Origin of the sequence: Cohnella hongkongensis (genome assembly GCF_042654645.1) — a bacterium.
In the GTDB taxonomy this organism is placed as follows: Bacteria; Bacillota; Bacilli; order Paenibacillales; family Paenibacillaceae; genus Cohnella; species Cohnella hongkongensis.
Genome location: NZ_JBHSEP010000020.1, coordinates 92,384 through 108,570, shown reverse-complemented (window position 1 = coordinate 108,570; position 16,187 = coordinate 92,384). Strand labels below are relative to the sequence as shown.

Genomic DNA, 16,187 nt, shown 5'->3' with positions numbered 1-16,187 from the left:
CGGAAAGTCTGGCCGCAAAGACAATCTGTGATACACTGGAAGAAAAGGACTCGGCAAGGGGGCGAGAAGGCTTGAAATTGGTATCGTGGAACGTAAACGGACTGAGGGCGTGCGTGAACAAGGGCTTCCTCGACTACTTCCGGGAGGTCGACGCCGATATCGTATGCCTGCAGGAGACGAAGCTGTCGGAGGGACAGCTCCATCTCGCCATCGGGGACGAATACGAGCAGTACTGGAACTACGCGGAGAAAAAAGGCTATTCCGGAACGGCCGTTCTGACGAGGATCAAGCCGCAGTCCGTGCGCTACGGCATCGAAGAGGATTCCGAGCCGGAAGGACGAATTATTACGCTCGAGTTCGAGGATTTCTTCCTCGTCACCGTCTATACCCCGAACGCCAAACGGGACCTGTCCCGTCTGGGCTACCGGATGGAGTGGGAGGACCGGTTCCGCGCCTACTTGTCCGACCTGGACAAGCGCAAGCCGGTCATCGCCTGCGGAGATTTGAACGTCGCGCATCAGGAGATCGACATCAAGAACGCCAAGTCGAACCGGGGCAACTCCGGCTTCACCGACGAAGAGCGGGAGAAGATGAGCCGGCTGCTGGACGCCGGATTTATCGATACGTTCCGGCACTTGTATCCCGATCGGACGGATGTCTATTCCTGGTGGTCGAATATGCCGGGCGTGCGGGAACGGAACGTCGGCTGGAGAATCGACTATTTCGTCGCCTCCGCCCGGCTGGCCCCTTCGATTAAGGATGCCGCCATTCACTGCGACGTTCTGGGAAGCGACCACTGCCCGGTCGTCCTGGACATTTTCTAGAGAGGAGACAGGCTTGGCATGGCCGTACAGTTTCATAACGACTGGGGCGAGCTTCTTACTCCGGAGATGGAGCTGCCCTACTATCAGGAGCTGAGGAAGCGACTGGCGGCGGAATACAGGGAACGCGTCGTATACCCGAACCCGTATCAGATTTTTCAAGCGCTGCATTGGACGGCGTACTCCGACGTGAAAGTCGTCATTCTCGGACAGGACCCGTACCACGGCCCGGGACAAGCTCACGGACTCAGCTTCTCGGTGCAGCAGGGCGTCCGGCAGCCGCCGTCGCTTCAAAACATTTTTAAGGAGCTGCAGGCCGACCTCGGATGCCGCATTCCCAATCACGGCAATCTGGAGCACTGGGCCAAGCAGGGCGTACTGCTGCTCAATGCGGTGCTGACCGTTCGGCAGGGGGAAGCGAACTCTCACAAGTCTCTCGGCTGGGAGCGTTTCACCGATCGCATCGTCGCGTGCCTGAACGAGCGGGAGAAGCCGATGGCCTTCATTCTGTGGGGGCGGCACGCCCAGCAGAAGGCCTCCTTTATCGACGGGAATCGACACTGCGTCATCCGTTCCGCTCATCCGAGCCCGTTGTCCGCCCATGCGGGCTTCTTCGGAAGCCAGCCCTTCTCGAAGAGCAACGCCTTCCTCCGGCAAACCGGCCAGCAGGAGATTGACTGGCAGATTCCTTCGGTCTAATCTTCGAATTTTAGCGGTCTCCCGCGTCGTCGAACGGCGCGGGAGACCGTCTTTCGTATACCCGTTCGGCAGAGCTTCAGCCCGGGAGAGACGATTGTTCCCGGCGGCCCTGCCGAGATTTTCTCGCCCATAGAACGACGGGAATGAGCAGCAGCGACATCGCGCCGCCGATCAGCGAAAGAGCGGAATAACTGGACCCGGAGACGACCATGCCGGACAACGCGCCGCCCGAAGCCCCGGTCAGCGCGATCAGCACGTCGATCGTCCCCTGCGTCTTGGCGCGGGAGGCCGGCGAGGTCGCGTCGACGATCTGGGCCGTGCCGCTGATCAGACCGATGTTCCAGCCCAGCCCGAGCAAGGCCAGCGCCGCGATCAGCAGCGGCAGCGAGTCTGCGGGAGCCGCTGCGGCCAGAATGCCGGCCAGCAGGAGCGTAACCCCAGCCACGACAGCCATCGCGTGGCGGCCGAATCGATCCACCAGCGCCCCGGTCGCCAGGGAAGGCAAGTACATCGCCCCGACGTGGATGCCGATGACCAGCCCGACCTCTCTCAGTCCATGCCCGTGATGCTGCATATGGACCGGCGTCATCGTCATGATCGCGACCATCACCATCTGCGTCAGCACCATGACGGTCGCGCCGACGATCAGTCCGCGATGGCGGAATGGCGACGAAGGATCGACGGCGCCCTGAACGTCCGGCGAGGAAGGCCGAGGCCGGCTCGTCTCCCGCTCTGCGGCCATCGCTTTGGCCTTCAGATAGGGATCGGGCCGAAGGAAGACGAGCAGAATCAGTCCTGCGAGCAAAAACGCGGCACCCGACAGCAGGAAAGGGCCCGTCAGTTCGGGAAGGCCGAAGGACACGGCGAATTCGCCCATCGGCTTGACCAGGTTCGGCCCGGCCACGGCCCCTAACGTGGTCGACACCATCGACAGGCTGACCGCCTTCGCCCGCTGCTCCGGCTTGGCCAGATCCGTCCCCGCATAACGCGCCTGAAGATTCGTCGACGTGCCCGCACCGTAGAGCAGCATGGAAGCCAGCAGCAGCACCGGCTGATTCGTCGCTCCGGCCAGGACGACGCCTACTGCCCCCGCGCCGCCAGCCAGGAAGCCCGCCGACAAGCCGACCCTTCGGCCATGCCGATGAGTAAGCCTCCCCACTCCGTAAGCCGCTCCGGCCGAGCCCAGCGTAATCAGGGCGACCGGGACGCCCGCGTAGCTGTCCGCTCCCAGCATCTCCTGAGCCAGCAGCGCTCCGACCGTAATCCCCGCCGCCAGCCCCGCTCCTCCGAAGATTTGCGAGATGACGACGATCCACAGCGTCCTGGCATACAGTCGCTCGATCTCATGTTCTGACATCTTCACTCCCCCATTTCGTCCGGTTATTATAGCATCGATCTGCAAGCTAATCTATTGCGAACTGAACGCCTTAAGAGCGGATATCCACCTCCAGCTTCTCCCGCCGGAGCCGGCCCATCTTCCGCCAATCCAGCAGTCGCTCGATCGGGAAAACGCCCGCAGGCGTTTCTCCCGCATAGACCGTTTCGGCGGCATCGAGCGCGCATTTAGCCGTCAGCTCCGACTGCTGGCGACCTTGCAGACGATATTCGGCGATGGCCGCCCGGCCGTCTTTCTCGCCGATCGCTTCCACCAGTACGGCAAAGCGCTCCGAGCCGAGACGAACCCGGCCCAAACAGGCGATCGCCGCCGAGCGAACCGGCTTCAGCCTCAGCAGACGGTGCAGGCCTAGCTTGCGCGCTCCCGCGAGCATCGCCGTCACGATGCCCGAGTCGAAGCATAGCCTCGTCGATACGCTGGGCACGCCCAACGATCCGGGCAGGGAGCGCTGATCCGAGAAGGGAAAGCGATAAGCTCGCTTCCTGCCGATCGTGCCCCGAAAATCCGCCGCCCTCGCATCCGTAAAGCTGCTTGTCGTCTCCGTGCGGTTAAGTCGCGTAATCTCGAAGCTTGTTCCCAAATGGTCCACGGTCCACTCGACCGCGGCTTTGCCGTGCCGGTCTCCGAGTCCGAGCAAGACCGTGATTTCGATCGCCTCGGTCCGATCGAGAGAGCGATGGGCTTCCAGCGCCAGCAAATTCGTTACGCCCGGCGCGAGTCCAACGTTCATTACAGCCGTTAACCCGTTCCTCTCCGCTTCTTCCCGGAGAGCTTCCACCTGGGCCAGGAACGCCATATTGGCCGATACATCGATATAATGCGCGCCGCTCAGGAAGCAGAAGCGGACGAAGGAAACGTCCCGCTGATCCAAGCACATGACGACCAGTCGGACATCGGCCAGCGCCCCGGGATCGACGGGCCGGTCGATGTCCAGCTGCATAGGCAGAACCCGCCCCTCCGTCGCCTGGCTGAACCGTTCCGCACGCTCCAGACTTCTGCCCGCCGCGTAGACTTTACCGGGAAACCTGCGTCCGAGCTCCTTGCATATGATGCTGCCAACCGCCCCATATCCCCCTACGACGACGATCCGATCTTTGTCCATATTGCCCTTCCCAGCTCCCTTGCTTATTCTAGATAGTAAGATTTATTCTCACATTAGACGAACAAGGAGCTGCGGCGCCATCCCAGAAAGATGGGATCTCCGTCGCGTGCAAAAATATGAACAACGTCAAGCAACGGATCGAACGGCTGGCCGAGCAAGCCGTTTCTTCCAAGGAGTTCAGACTGGCGCTGCTGGCGCATTTGCGCGAAGCGTTTCCCTTCGAGGGCGCATGCTGCACCGTCGTCGATCCGCGCACGCTTCTCTCGGCGGGCGCCGTCACCGAGGACGGCGTGGAGGCGATTCATCATCGCCTGTTCGAATACGAGTATGGACACCGGGACTTTAACCGGTTCGAGGATTTGGCCGAAGCGGATCGTCCGGCGGCAACGCTGGGAATGACGACGGAAGGCGAATTGACGCGCAGCGCCCGCTTCCGGGAGGTGCTCCGGCCAGCAGGCTTCGGAGACGAGATGAGAGCGGCGCTAGTGAGCGGAAGGAAATGCTGGGGGTTCTTGACTTTGCTGCGCGGCGAGAATCAGCCTCTGTTCGCGGAGGAAGAGCTGGCGCTTCTGACGTCGCTTGTGCCGGCGATCGCCTCCGCCTTGCGGCGAACGAGCCTCGCGCTGGATGCCGAGTCCGTTGAAGAGCCGGATCTGGAGCTCGGCGTTCTCGTCGTGGCCGCCGACGGCGTTCTGCTCTCCGAGCTGGCCGCGACCGATGCGGCTAGCCGCTGGCTGGCGGCGATTCGGGAAGCCGAAGGCATCGACGGTGGCGTGCTGCCCAGACCGGTCAGGGCGGTATGCGTTCGAGCGCTCTCCGAAGAGAAAGAACCAAGCGAGAAGCCGGCGCACGGCAAAGCCGCCCGTACCTGCGTCAGGCTTCCGGACGGCTCGTATGTGACGATTCGGGCCGCCAAGCTGCTCGGCCCGGCTTCGGGTACCCGGCTCGCCGTATCGTTCGAACGGGCGTCTCCTGCCGACAGGCTTCCGATGATTGCCGAAGCCTACGGACTGTCCGAGCGCGAGAAACAGCTGCTCGGCGCGGTCGTCCGCGGGCTGTCGACCCATGAAATATCGCGGGAGCTCTTCATCTCGACGCACACCGTTCAGGATCATCTCAAATCCATCTTCTCCAAGACGGGGGTGTCGAGCCGCCGAGAGCTGATCTGGCGGCTGTTTTCACGCTACGCTTCCCCGTCAAGTGCCGCAGAACGTCCGGTAGGGGAACTCTGACGGCTCGGGCGGAGCGGCGTACTCGGCCTGCTCGGGGGAGTGCGCGTAAGGCTGCCGGAGGACGGCAAGCAGCCGTTCCATCACGCTGTATTCTCCCCGCTCCGCCGCCTCCAGCGCCTCCTCCACCCGATGGTTGCGCGGGATGACGGCGGGATTGCTGACACGCATCAGCTGCCGGGCCTCTTCCCGGCTCGCCGACTGCCTGCCCAGTCTTGCCTGCCACCGTTCCTGCCAACGATCAAACTCCTCGACGCCGTGCAGCGGCGTCTCCTCCGGCGCGTTCGCGGTCAGCGAGCGGAAGGTGTTCGTATAGTCCGCGCGATGCTTCTGCATCAGAATAAGGAGATCTTTAACGAGCTCCTCATCCTGGTCCTCCGCGCTGGAGATTCCCAATTTCGCCCGCATGCCCGCCAGCCAATGGCCGTGATAGAGCCCGCCGAACTCTCCAAGGACGCCTTCCGCGGCGGAGATCGCCCGCTCCTCGTCGTCGTGCAGCAGAGGCAGCAGCGTCTCCGCGAATCTCGCCAAGTTCCAGACGGCGATCTGCGGCTGATTGCCGTACGCATATCGGCCGTTCGTATCGATCGAGCTGAATACCGTCGCCGGGTCGTAGACATCCATGAAGGCACAAGGGCCGTAGTCGATCGTCTCGCCGCTGAGCGCCATGTTGTCGGTATTCATGACCCCATGGATAAAGCCGACCAGCTGCCACTGGGCGATCAGCCTGGCCTGGCGGCGGATGGCCTCCTGCAGAAGAACAAGGGCGCTGCCGGCAGCTCCGGACACAGCCTCCGGGTAGTGCCTTCGCAGCGTGTAATCGACCAGCGTCCGGACTTCCTCGACGCCTCCCCATGCCGCCGCGTACTGGAACGTCCCGACGCGAATATGGCTGGCCGCTACGCGGGTCAGAACGGCGCCCGGCAGCTCCTTCTCGCGGTATATGGACTCCCCGGTCGAGACCACCGCCAGGCTGCGCGTCGTCGGAATGCCCAGCGCATGCATCGCTTCGCTGACGATATATTCGCGCAGCATCGGCCCGAGCGCCGCCCGGCCGTCGCCTCCTCGGGAATACGGCGTTCTGCCGGAGCCCTTAAGCTGAATATCGTAACGCTCGCCCGCAGGCGTAATCTGCTCGCCAAGCAGCAGCGCCCGACCGTCCCCGAGCTTGTTGAAATGCCCGAACTGATGCCCCGCGTAAGCCTGGGCGAGAGGCGAAGCGCCCTCGGGCACCCGGTTGCCGGCAAACACGGCCGCCGCATCTCCGCCGCGCAGCGCGTCGGCGTTCAAACCGAGCGACTCCGCCAGCGGTCCGTTCAGCACGACCAGCTCCGGGGAACGCACCGGGGCCGGGTTCATTCTAGTGAAGAGCATTTCGGGAAGTCTGGAATAGCTGTTGTCGAAGTTCCATCCCGCATTACGCCCGTTCTTCTTTTCCATTTTGTCACCTTGCTTCCCAATTGGCTTTTAACCGTGCACAGCATGGCCATATTATTATACCCCCGAGGGGCGACCGGATGAGAGGAAAAGCGGAAATATTTTTCATTGCGGCCGGGACAGACCGAGATGCTCGCGAAGCGTACGGCCCTCTTACTCCTTGCGGAACAGGCCGCGGCCTTGCAGCTCGGGGATGACAAGATCGACCGAGCGGTTGGAGGAACCGCCCTCCCTCCTGACGTCGGACCAGCATTCGGCTCTAGCCGCATCTCCTTCGCCTGTGCGCTCACTCTCATGACGCGCTCCCCTAGCGGCTGACAGTCCTGCCTTCCCCTGCTGCCTAATGCGGACGAAATGCGATCTTTCCCGTTTTCATGCAGCAAGGAGCCGTTCGCGGTGCGAGACCGTTCGCGGCTCCTTGCTTGCAACTAGTAGTCAAAGCATATTTTCATATCCTGCGCGTTAAAGGGAAGATAGTCCGGCAGAGGCATCCTCTCGTTCACGGGCAAGATGAGCGGATGATCCTTGTGCGGCTCCGTCTGGTACCAGTAAGCGGTGCTCGAATAGTCGTCGCTGCGGTGATTGTTGTGTCCGTGCTCGATCGTCACCCGGATCGAACGGTCGAACATAATCGGATCTTCGATGTGAAACCGGTAGGCCGAGATCTTGCCCGACCAGTTCGGTCCGCCGCCCATCGTCAATCCGTGGTAGGGAGAGTGGTATTCCTGCGTCGGGCACCATGCGGTATTGAAATAGTCCTCCATGCCGGTTCCGTGCAGCGAAGGCGGCCACGGCTCGCCGTCGATGAAGATCATGTCGTCCCCTTCGCCGTACCAGTTCCATTCCCGCGTCATTCGAAGATTGTGAATGTTCAGGTTGCAGCCGACATAGTGTCCCTTGCCCACCGCATCGAGCAGCACGTAATTGCCGTCTCCGGTCGTGTTCTTCCCGCCGAATTCGAACAGGGTGTTGGACATCGTCTGATCGTCGACGCCGTCCGTCAGCTCTCTTCGCCAGATCGCGTGGAACCGGAGCGGGCTGTCGATCGGCCGGTCGTACGCCTCGTAATCGACGTAGTAGTAGAACTTGATCGCCTTGTCGGCGCCGGACTCGATCTCGATCCGTGCCGACGAGCCGAACGGCATCGGAAAATAGCAGTTCAGCGCTCTTCCGTCCTCCGGACTCATCGCCAGCGGGGCGGAGCTGAAATTGCGCGTTTCCCCGTGGCCGATGCCGAAGAAGTCGCCGATCGGCGCCTGCACGCTCGGATTCGTCTCCCCGTCCCAATACATGCGGAGGACGACCTTGCGGTGCAGATAAGGCTCCAGCGTATCGTCCGTCGGCGCCATCGTCATCCAGATGTGCGTGATGCACCCGCTTCCGCTCAGTTCGCATAGATCGACTCTTTCCCCCGGCCGGATCACCCGGTAATCCCGGTTGCCCCCTGTCGTATCGTAGCTGGATTCGCGCTTGCGCTTGCCTTCCCTTTCCCTGTACAAATCCCTTAACGACGTTCCCAGCATGCTGTCATCCTCCACCCTTTTAAATTCGCTATTTGATGCCCGACATTTTGATGCCGTCCACGAGAAACCGCTGCGCTCCGAAGAACAGCAGGAAGGTCGGAATCGTCGACACGACCGCGGCCGCCAGCACGACGTTCCAAGGCGTGTAGTACCCCCCGCCGACGAGGCTCGCCAGAAAGACTTGTATGACCCACAGCTTCGAATCCTGCGTAATGATGAGCGGCCAGAGGTACGAGTTCCAGTTGGCCAGGAAGAACCCGATCGTCAGCGGCACGATAATCGGCACCGACAGCGGCAGCGCGATCCGGAAATACGTCCCTCCCAGCGACAGCCCGTCCAGATAGGCCGCCTCCTCCAGCTCCCGGGGAAAATCCCGGTAAAACTGCCGGAACAGGAAGATGCCGTAGGCGTTAAAAATCGACGGCACGATTAACCCGGCGTAAGAATTGATCATATGAAACTGCTTCGTGATCAGATAGAGCGGGATCATGATGACGGCGAACGGCACCATGAGCGTGCTGAGCATCCAGGCGAACACAAGGCTTCTCCCGGGAAACCGGAACCGGGCCAGCGCATAGCCGGACATGGAGTGAAAAATCATCGCCACGACCGTTACCGTCGCGGATACGAGCAGCGAGTTCAGAATCGAGCGGAGCAGCCCCGTCCCCTGCACCGCCTTGGTGAAGTTGGCGAAGACCGCTTCGACGGGAATCAGCGTGACGTCGAAGATCCGCTCCTCGGCACGCAAGGAGCCGATGACGAGCACGTAGATCGGAAATACGAGCGCCAGTCCGAGAAGCACGGCCAGCGCCGGTAAAGCCGCGCGCCTTAACGTAAGCATGAGATCAGCGCCCCTCGCTTCCGGAGAATAATTTCAATTGAAACAGCGACAGCACGAAAATGATCAGAAACAGCACGAAGGCCATCGCCGAGGAATATCCCATGTTAAGCAGCTCGAAGGCATGCTTGAAAATGTACAATACGCTGACTTCCGTCGCCCCCGCCGGGCCGCCCTTCGTCATGACCATGATCTGGTCGAACACCTGGAACGAGCCGATCGTCGTCACGATGAGAATGAACGTATTCGTCTCCTTAAGCAGCGGGAACGTAATGCGGAAGAACGTCTGACCGCGCTTGGCCCCGTCCATATGCGCGGCCTCGTAGTAGTCCTTGGGAATTTCCTTGATCGCCGACAGGAAAATGATCATGTTGTACCCCACGTTAATCCACAGCAGAACGAACACGACGCACAGCATCGCTTGGCTCGTCGAACCGAGGAAATCCTGCGGCGGAATGCGAAAGCCCCCCAAAATCCAATTGATCAGCCCTCTTCTCGGGTCGAGCAAATACATGGCGATAATCGCCGAATTGACGGAAGTGATGGCGAACGGCATCAGAAACATCGTTCGCGCCAAGCCGCTGACCCGGCCCTTCAACGCATGAATCAGCACGGCGGACAGCAGCGACGAGACGAACAAGAGCGGAACGTAGACGACGCTGAAGGTGATCGTCTTCCCGACAGACCGCCACCAGCCCGAGTCGTCCATCAGCAGCCTGTAGTTGTCCAAGCCTACGAACACTTTCGGGCTTAGGGCGTTCCAGTCGAACAAGCTGACGTATAAAGCGTATACGATCGGCAGAAATACGAACACGAACAAACCGATAAGATTGGGGAACAGGAAGGCGTATGCCGTTCCCCATTCCCGCCAAGTTCGCGCCGACGGCCGTTTCGGTAACATGAGTATGTGCCTCCTCTGTCGGCAAGCGAGAACCCCGGCTGCTCCTCCGGCCGGGATCCCCGCCTTGCGGCCTTTATTTGCTCAAGAAGCTTCGGATCTTGGCGTCCGCTTCCTTGGCGGCCGCGGCTCCGTCCATCTTGCCGAACATAACGTACTGCATCGCGTCTCCGACAATATCGACGATCTCCGAAGGATAGGTCGGCTCCGGAATCGCGGAAGCGTAGATCTCCTCGGTGAACACCTGGCGCATGCCCTTGCTGTAGATCTCCTTGCCCGCATCGACGACCGATTGGCGCGGCGAGTAAGCGAACTTGATCTCGGTGCACCACTTCAGCGCGCGGTCCGGATCCTCGGCGAACGCCCACATGACGAATTTCGCGGCTTCCTCGACATGCTTGCTCTTGCCGTTAACGGCAAACTTCCAGCCGCCGGCGTCCGTCGCCGCTTGGCCTCCCTCGGGAAGCGGCAGCGGAGCGACCTTGATCGGCACGTCGGCGAAATTCTCCTCGGCGCGGTTGATCGCCCAAGTGCCCAGCACCTGCATCGCGGCCGTCTTGGTGCCAAGGTTGTCGATCTCCCAAGGACCGAACTGCAGCTTGGAGGGCGCCAGCTTCTCTTGGAAGAAGGAGCCGTAGAAGTCGAGCGCCTTGGCGACCTCCGGAGTGTCGAACGTCGACTCCGTTCCCTCCGCGTTAAGCACGTTGCCGCCCTGCTGCCACAGAAACGGGTACCAGATGAAGTTCAGGTACGGCCCCTTGTCCGGCGGAAGCACGAGTCCGGCCACCTTGTCCGTCGTCAGCTTGCGGGCAGCGGCGAGCAGCTCGTCCCACGTCTTCGGCACTTCGACGTTGGCGTTCGTCAGCATCTCTTCGTTGTAATACAGTCCGAGCAGCTCGAGCTCGTACGGCAGCGCCATAATCTTGCCGTCCACCGTAACCGCTTCCAGAGAAGCCGGGAGGAAATCTTCCATGGCGCCCGGCGGGAAGTACGGCGTCAAGTCCGCCATCAGGCCGCTCTTGGCGAATTTCATAAAGTCGCCCGGGCTGATCATGTAGATATCCGGTCCGTCGCCCGAAGCGAAGGCGGTCGGAAGCTTCGTCGTCGTGTAATCCTGCTGGTTGGAGGTGGAATACTCGATCGTGACCCGATCCTGGGACTGATTGTATTCGGCAACCAGATCCTCGAAAAACTGCTGTTCCGCCTCGGTGTGGAAGTCCCAGAATTTCAGCGTGACTTTCTCTTTGTTGGCGTTGCCGGAATTTGAAGGAGCGGAGGACGGGCTGCCGGACGCCTCCTTGCCGCCGTTGTTCGAGCCGCAGCCGATCTGCAGCAGAAGTATGGCAGCAAGCGAAGCAATCAGCAGCGGTCTCCATTTGAAGCTTTGCATACTCGAGGTTCCCCTTTCGACTGGTGATGGTTGAAGTCACCTCGAGTATAGCGGGGAGAAACGCGGGTCCGTAACGAGAAATGTTTTAGGCGGGGTGGACTATTTTTGGACGTTCTCGAAATAGGCGTTCAGCCGGGCGTTCGTATCGGCGAGCAGGGCGTCGACGGACTCCTCTCCGAAGACGAGCCGGTTCAACGAGTCGATAAAAATTCTCGTCACATTCTCCGGCAGCTGCGGCTCCTGCCGCTCCGTGCCGAATATGCGCGAAGTAAAGACGGAACGCAGTCCGCGGTCGTACAGCTCCTCCCCCGCCGACATGACGGAGATGCGCGAAGGGTACGCGAATTTGACCTCGGTGCACCATTGCAGCGGAATGTCCTCGCTCTCGGCGAACGCCCAGAGAATGAACCGGGCAGCTTCGTCGGCGTGGGCGCTGAAGCGGTTCGCGCCGATTTTCCAGCCTCCCGCCGCCGTCACCTCTTTGCCTCCCGGGGGAACGGGCAGCGGAACGACGCCGATCGCCTGATCGGCGTAATCCGCCTCGATCAAGCGAATGTTCCAGGATCCGCTCACCTGCATAGCCGTCTCCCCGCCCGCCAGAATGCCGATATCCGTCGTCGGACGCGACGGATGCATGTTCAGCAGGCCTTCGTCGGCCAACCCCCGGAAAAACTCGTACGCCAGCCGGGCTCCCGGCTCCGTCAGCCCCGACCCGTCGCCCGACTCGGCTACGAGGTCGGCGCCCGCCTGCCAGAGGAACGGCAGCCAGGAGAACGTCTGATAGACGCTTCCGAACGTCTCCACCGTCAAGCCGCTGCGCGATCCGCTCTTCAGCAGCCGGGCCGCCTCGCGCATCTGCTCCCACGTCTCCGGAGGAGCGACGCCCCTGTCGCGGAACAGCTTCTCATTGTAATAGAGCGCCAGCAGCTCCGTCTCGAAAGGGATGGCGTAGATCCGCTCGTTCACCGTGACGGAATCAAGGGCCGGCTTGAAGAAATCCCGGCGAATGTCCGGGGTGAAGTAGTCGTCCAACGGCTGAAGAATGCCGGCGTTGGCATATTTGCGGATCGTCCCGGCGGATACGAAGAACACGTCCGGGCCATGACCGGAGGCGAAGGAGGACGCCAGCCGGTTGCCCGTGAAATAGTCGTCGCTAGAGATATATTCCACCTTGACCTCCACGCCCGGGTTCTCTTTCGCGTACTGCTCGCCCAGCCGCTGCCAGAACGTGAACTCCTCTCCTTGATGGAACGACCAGATGCGAAGCACGGTGCTGTCCGCAGCGGCCGGCTCCTTCGGGGCTTGCCTGCCGATCAGCGTATGCAGCGTCTCGTCTACCGTGACGGACTTCCCTCCGCACCCGGATGCCGCGGCCAGCAGCGCAGCCAGCCCCAGCAGCGCGATCGTACGACTCAGCCGCAGCAGCGGGCGCTTATCTGACATAGCCCTCGTCCTTTCGGTCGAAAAATTGGCGGTACTCGCCGGGAGTCACGTTCATCGTTTTTTTGAACAGCCGGGAGAAATACTTGACGTCCTGATAGCCGACCATAGCGGCGATCTCGTACAGCCGCAGGTCGGTATCCTTCATCAGCTTCTTCGCGGCATCCATCCGGAGACGGGTCAAATATTCGACGAAAGACACTTCCGTCTCCTGCTTGAAGTACGTGCTGAAATAGCTGCTGCTCATGCCGACATGCCCCGCCACGTCGTCCAGAGAGATATCGCGCGCATAGTTGGCCTTCATGAACGTCAGCGCCTTGTCGAGGGTTCGGCCTTGCTTCTGGCTGCGGCTCCATTCGAGCGCGCACAGACTCTCTTCCACGAACTCCTTCATGAAGCCGAGAAAGCCGTCCGCCGAGAATCCCCTCCCGAACAGATCGGTCGGCCTGGTCATCCGGCTGAACACCAGATCCGACACCTTCTGCTCGCAGGCGATGCGAAGCACGGACGTCAGCAGCTGCAGACAATAGCGCTGGAACAGCCGGAAGGGCACTTCCGCATCGCGAAGCTGCCCGACGAATGCCTCCAGGCTTCGGATCGCCGCGTCCGCGTCGCCGCTTCTGACCGCCCAGGAGATGGCCTCCTCCAGCTTTTCCGGGTAACCGATTCGGACCAGATCCTCCAGATGAAAATCGCGATAGTCGCCGACCGTGCCTTCGCCGTAAATCCACTTGTTCTCCAAGCTTTCCCGGGCGTGCGCAAGCAGCTGCGGCAGCTCGGTGAAGTCGGCGCTCTCTCCGCTTAGCCCGACCGACACCGATATTTTCACCGAGCGGACAATCGTACGGATCGCCTCCTCCCAGAAATCGCGTCCGAAGCTTCCGTCCGCAAGCAAATAATAGATTCTCGACCCGCTCTGGAACAAATACCGGAACCTGTCGGGAGCCTGGGCCGACAACAGCTCGTGCAGCACATTGCGCACCGCGAATGCCACCAGCTGCCGGTCGCCCCATTGATCCTCCGAGATCACCTTGTCGAAGGAGTCGATCTCGATTGCGGCCAGCCGCAGCAAGCCCGCCTCCGGCGGCAGCAGGGACCGGAGCTTGGCCGCATGCCCGTGCTCGTCCTCCGGCGACAGCATCCACTCCTTCCACAGCTTGGAATACTTCAGCTCCGGCACGCCCTCCGGCGCCTCCCGCTTCGCGGCGCTCATCTGCGCCGACAGCCTGCCTAACACGTCGCGGATCGCATCCGGCTTCAGAGGCTTCAGCAGAAAATCGAACGCGCCGAACTGAATCGCCGTGCGGGCGTATTCGAAATAACCGTATCCCGATAAAATCACGACCTGAAGCGGATACTCCTTCAGCTCGCTGAGCAGGTCGAGACCGTTCATTCTGGGCATGCGGATGTCCGTAATGACCAGATCCGGAAGCTGCTTCTTCACGAGCTGCAGCGCCTCCTCCCCGTTCGCCGCCGTTCCGGCGACCTCCCATTCGGGATCGATCTTGGGAATGAGAGCGGACAAGCCGCGCCTCACCTTCGGCTCGTCGTCCACGATCAGCACCTTGTACGCCATAGCTCCCTCTCTTCCCCTTTCACAGATGGTCCCCGTCGCCGTCCCGGATCACCGGAAGGACCACAGTGACGCGGGTTCCTTGCCCCGGCTCGGACTCGACCCTCACGCCGTAGCCCGGACCGTATTCCAGCTTCAGCCGATCGTCCATGTTCGTAATGCCGATGCCGTGCGACTGGCGCGACCGGATCTTGTCGATCCGTTCGGCCGTCATCCCGACGCCGTTGTCCTCCACGACTAGACGCAGCTTGTCGCCGCTCTCCAGCGCCAGCCCGACCCGGATAAGCCCCCCGCCCTCCAGGCTGTCCATCCCGTGCACGATCGCGTTCTCCATGTAAGGCTGCAGCAGGAGCCTCGGAACCTTGTACTGGAGCAGCTCAGGAGGGACATCGAATTCGACCGCGAACTTCGCCTCGAACCTCATCTCCTGGAGATACGCGTAGTTCCTCGCCCATTTCAGCTCCTCCTCCACGTTGACCCAGGGAGCTCCAGGCCGGATCGCGTACCTCATCATGTCGCTGAGGGCGGTAATCATCGAGCTGATCTCGTTCTCGTCCTTCTCGATCGCCAGCCAGTTGACCGCGTCCAGCGTATTGTAGACGAAATGAGGATTGATCTGCGCCTGAAGGGCCCGGATCTCGGCCTCCTTCTCCTTGTCCGAGACGATACGCACCTCCTGGATCAGATCGTTGATCCGTCCGCGCATCCCGTTGAACGCCGTCTGAAGCATGCCAATCTCGTCATTCGATTGCGCTTGGAGCTTCACGCCCTGCGAGTCCTTCTGAATCTGCTTCATGGCGACGACCAGTTGGCGGATCGGCTTCGTGATATAGTGGGTCGTCAGCCAGGCGAGCAGCAGAAACAGAGCGGAGAAGGCGACGATCGTCACGACGAGGAACCGCTTCTGGTTCTCTGTCTGGGCGTCCAGATCGAGCTGGGGGACGATCGCGTAGTAGGACCAGCTATTGAAGCCGGAGGTGACGCGGCCGATGCGGTATCTCTCCCCGTTCAGCTCGAATCGGACGAACTCGCCCGGCTTCGTCGCCTTATAGAACGGAACGTCGTTCATGCGCGTGCCGTAGGCCTGGGGATTAGGGTGCCAGATCAGGTTCCCCGAGTCGTCCGCCACAAGAATCGTACCGTTCGGGCTCACGTCGATCCGGCCGATGAGCCGGTCGAGCGCGGCAATCTTGACGTTAAGAATAAGCGTTCCCAACGTTTGCAGCTCGTCGGTCACGTCCCGAATGCTCATCCCTGCGGCAAAATAATAAGAATTGTCCGGAGAGTAACGGTTCGGCGGAACTTCGTAGGTCGGGATCCATACGATCCGCCCGTTCTCCTCGGCAATCCGTTCCAGCCATTGCGGATTCCGCTCGATCTGGTTCAGAAACAGGCTGGAGCCGCGGAAGTCGGCGAAATAAGTCGCGCCCGCCTCGGCCAGGAAGTAGACCGAGTCCACGTCGTCCTTCCCCCGCAGAAAATCCCGTAAATACCGGCTGATGCGGTCCTCCGCGGCCTGGCTCTCGCTTCTTCCGGCCTCGTCCGCCCTCGCCTCCGAGAGCTGAGCGATTATGTCGTCCTGATTGTAGATATCGAGCAGCTGCGTCTCCACGCCTCGCAGCGTTTCGTCCGCGTTCTGCATGACGAGGCTCAGCACCTGAAGCGACTCCTTGTCGCTCTTCTCCTCGACCCATTCCACCGAGTTGTGGTAGAACAGCAAGCCCAGCAGAGATAGCGGCGCCAGGATCACCGTAAGCAGCAGAAGCATCAGCTTGCTTCCCAGCTTCCGATTGCGTAGCAGGGATGGAATCATTCGGTCTGTCCTCCGGTTCATGGAACGT

General features: G+C 61.2%; 13 protein-coding genes. 3 read left to right on the top strand and 10 right to left on the bottom strand.

Features of this window, described 5'->3' with window-relative positions; all coding sequences use genetic code 11:
- Positions 1 to 71: 71 nt before the first annotated feature.
- Both ACFO3S_RS21985 and ACFO3S_RS21980 read left to right on the top strand, forming a co-directional pair.
- Entirely contained in the window at positions 72 to 824 is a 753-nt protein-coding gene (locus ACFO3S_RS21985; protein WP_378100468.1) for an exodeoxyribonuclease III, read from the top strand.
- Positions 825 to 842: 18 nt separating this feature from the next.
- Entirely contained in the window at positions 843 to 1,520 is a 678-nt protein-coding gene (locus ACFO3S_RS21980; protein WP_378100466.1) for a uracil-DNA glycosylase, read from the top strand.
- 76 nt (positions 1,521 to 1,596) lie between these two features.
- On the opposite strand, the gene ACFO3S_RS21975 is transcribed toward ACFO3S_RS21980, so the two are convergent.
- Positions 1,597 to 2,877: an MFS transporter gene (locus ACFO3S_RS21975; protein WP_378100464.1), complete on the bottom strand. Its 1,281-nt coding sequence runs from the start codon at positions 2,875 to 2,877 to the stop codon at positions 1,597 to 1,599.
- Positions 2,878 to 2,947: 70 nt separating this feature from the next.
- On the bottom strand, positions 2,948 to 4,018 hold the full coding sequence (locus ACFO3S_RS21970; protein WP_378100462.1) for a saccharopine dehydrogenase family protein: 1,071 nt from the start codon (positions 4,016 to 4,018) through the stop codon (positions 2,948 to 2,950).
- A gap of 116 nt (positions 4,019 to 4,134) precedes the next feature.
- Here ACFO3S_RS21970 and ACFO3S_RS21965 point away from each other — a divergent pair, with 116 nt between their 5' ends.
- On the top strand, positions 4,135 to 5,250 hold the full coding sequence (locus ACFO3S_RS21965) for a helix-turn-helix transcriptional regulator (protein WP_378100460.1): 1,116 nt from the start codon (positions 4,135 to 4,137) through the stop codon (positions 5,248 to 5,250).
- Here ACFO3S_RS21965 and ACFO3S_RS21960 read toward each other — a convergent pair.
- From ACFO3S_RS21960 to ACFO3S_RS21925, 8 genes are all read right to left on the bottom strand, one after another.
- Complete coding sequence (locus ACFO3S_RS21960; RefSeq protein ID WP_378100458.1) at positions 5,215 to 6,687, bottom strand: protein adenylyltransferase SelO; 1,473 nt, start codon at positions 6,685 to 6,687, stop codon at positions 5,215 to 5,217. The genes ACFO3S_RS21965 and ACFO3S_RS21960 overlap by 36 nt on opposite strands.
- A gap of 425 nt (positions 6,688 to 7,112) precedes the next feature.
- Complete coding sequence (locus ACFO3S_RS21955) at positions 7,113 to 8,207, bottom strand: glycoside hydrolase family 172 protein (protein WP_378100456.1); 1,095 nt, start codon at positions 8,205 to 8,207, stop codon at positions 7,113 to 7,115.
- Positions 8,208 to 8,235: 28 nt separating this feature from the next.
- Complete coding sequence (locus ACFO3S_RS21950; RefSeq protein WP_378100454.1) at positions 8,236 to 9,048, bottom strand: carbohydrate ABC transporter permease; 813 nt, start codon at positions 9,046 to 9,048, stop codon at positions 8,236 to 8,238.
- Positions 9,049 to 9,052: 4 nt separating this feature from the next.
- Positions 9,053 to 9,946, bottom strand: coding sequence for a carbohydrate ABC transporter permease (locus ACFO3S_RS21945; RefSeq protein ID WP_378100452.1), 894 nt, complete (start codon positions 9,944 to 9,946; stop codon positions 9,053 to 9,055).
- A gap of 73 nt (positions 9,947 to 10,019) precedes the next feature.
- A complete protein-coding gene (locus tag ACFO3S_RS21940) occupies positions 10,020 to 11,333 on the bottom strand; it encodes an ABC transporter substrate-binding protein (protein ID WP_378100450.1) in 1,314 nt (437 codons plus the stop codon).
- A 99-nt stretch (positions 11,334 to 11,432) separates the two neighbouring features.
- Complete coding sequence (locus ACFO3S_RS21935; RefSeq protein ID WP_378100448.1) at positions 11,433 to 12,776, bottom strand: ABC transporter substrate-binding protein; 1,344 nt, start codon at positions 12,774 to 12,776, stop codon at positions 11,433 to 11,435.
- The gene (locus tag ACFO3S_RS21930) at positions 12,766 to 14,349 is read right to left on the bottom strand and encodes a response regulator (RefSeq protein ID WP_378100446.1); all 1,584 of its coding nucleotides are present in this window, start codon (positions 14,347 to 14,349) and stop codon (positions 12,766 to 12,768) included. Before ACFO3S_RS21930 ends, ACFO3S_RS21935 begins: the two co-directional genes overlap by 11 nt.
- A 19-nt stretch (positions 14,350 to 14,368) precedes the next feature.
- Positions 14,369 to 16,159 (bottom strand): sensor histidine kinase, encoded by a 1,791-nt coding sequence (locus tag ACFO3S_RS21925; RefSeq protein ID WP_378100444.1) that lies wholly within the window; start codon positions 16,157 to 16,159, stop codon positions 14,369 to 14,371.
- Positions 16,160 to 16,187 lie beyond the last annotated feature (28 nt).

Excerpts from the sequence above, each read along its gene's own strand:
- ACFO3S_RS21980 (WP_378100466.1), top strand. The coding sequence starts at position 843 with ATGGCCGTACAGTTTCATAACGACTGGGGCGAGCTTCTTACTCCGGAG.
- ACFO3S_RS21975 (WP_378100464.1), bottom strand. The coding sequence starts at position 2,877 with ATGTCAGAACATGAGATCGAGCGACTGTATGCCAGGACGCTGTGGATC.
- ACFO3S_RS21970 (WP_378100462.1), bottom strand. The coding sequence starts at position 4,018 with ATGGACAAAGATCGGATCGTCGTCGTAGGGGGATATGGGGCGGTTGGC.
- ACFO3S_RS21965 (WP_378100460.1), top strand. The coding sequence starts at position 4,135 with ATGAACAACGTCAAGCAACGGATCGAACGGCTGGCCGAGCAAGCCGTT.
- ACFO3S_RS21960 (WP_378100458.1), bottom strand. The coding sequence starts at position 6,687 with ATGGAAAAGAAGAACGGGCGTAATGCGGGATGGAACTTCGACAACAGC.
- ACFO3S_RS21955 (WP_378100456.1), bottom strand. The coding sequence starts at position 8,207 with ATGCTGGGAACGTCGTTAAGGGATTTGTACAGGGAAAGGGAAGGCAAG.
- ACFO3S_RS21950 (WP_378100454.1), bottom strand. The coding sequence starts at position 9,048 with ATGCTTACGTTAAGGCGCGCGGCTTTACCGGCGCTGGCCGTGCTTCTC.
- ACFO3S_RS21945 (WP_378100452.1), bottom strand. The coding sequence starts at position 9,946 with ATGTTACCGAAACGGCCGTCGGCGCGAACTTGGCGGGAATGGGGAACG.
- ACFO3S_RS21940 (WP_378100450.1), bottom strand. The coding sequence starts at position 11,333 with ATGCAAAGCTTCAAATGGAGACCGCTGCTGATTGCTTCGCTTGCTGCC.
- ACFO3S_RS21935 (WP_378100448.1), bottom strand. The coding sequence starts at position 12,776 with ATGTCAGATAAGCGCCCGCTGCTGCGGCTGAGTCGTACGATCGCGCTG.
- ACFO3S_RS21930 (WP_378100446.1), bottom strand. The coding sequence starts at position 14,349 with ATGGCGTACAAGGTGCTGATCGTGGACGACGAGCCGAAGGTGAGGCGC.
- ACFO3S_RS21925 (WP_378100444.1), bottom strand. The coding sequence starts at position 16,159 with ATGATTCCATCCCTGCTACGCAATCGGAAGCTGGGAAGCAAGCTGATG.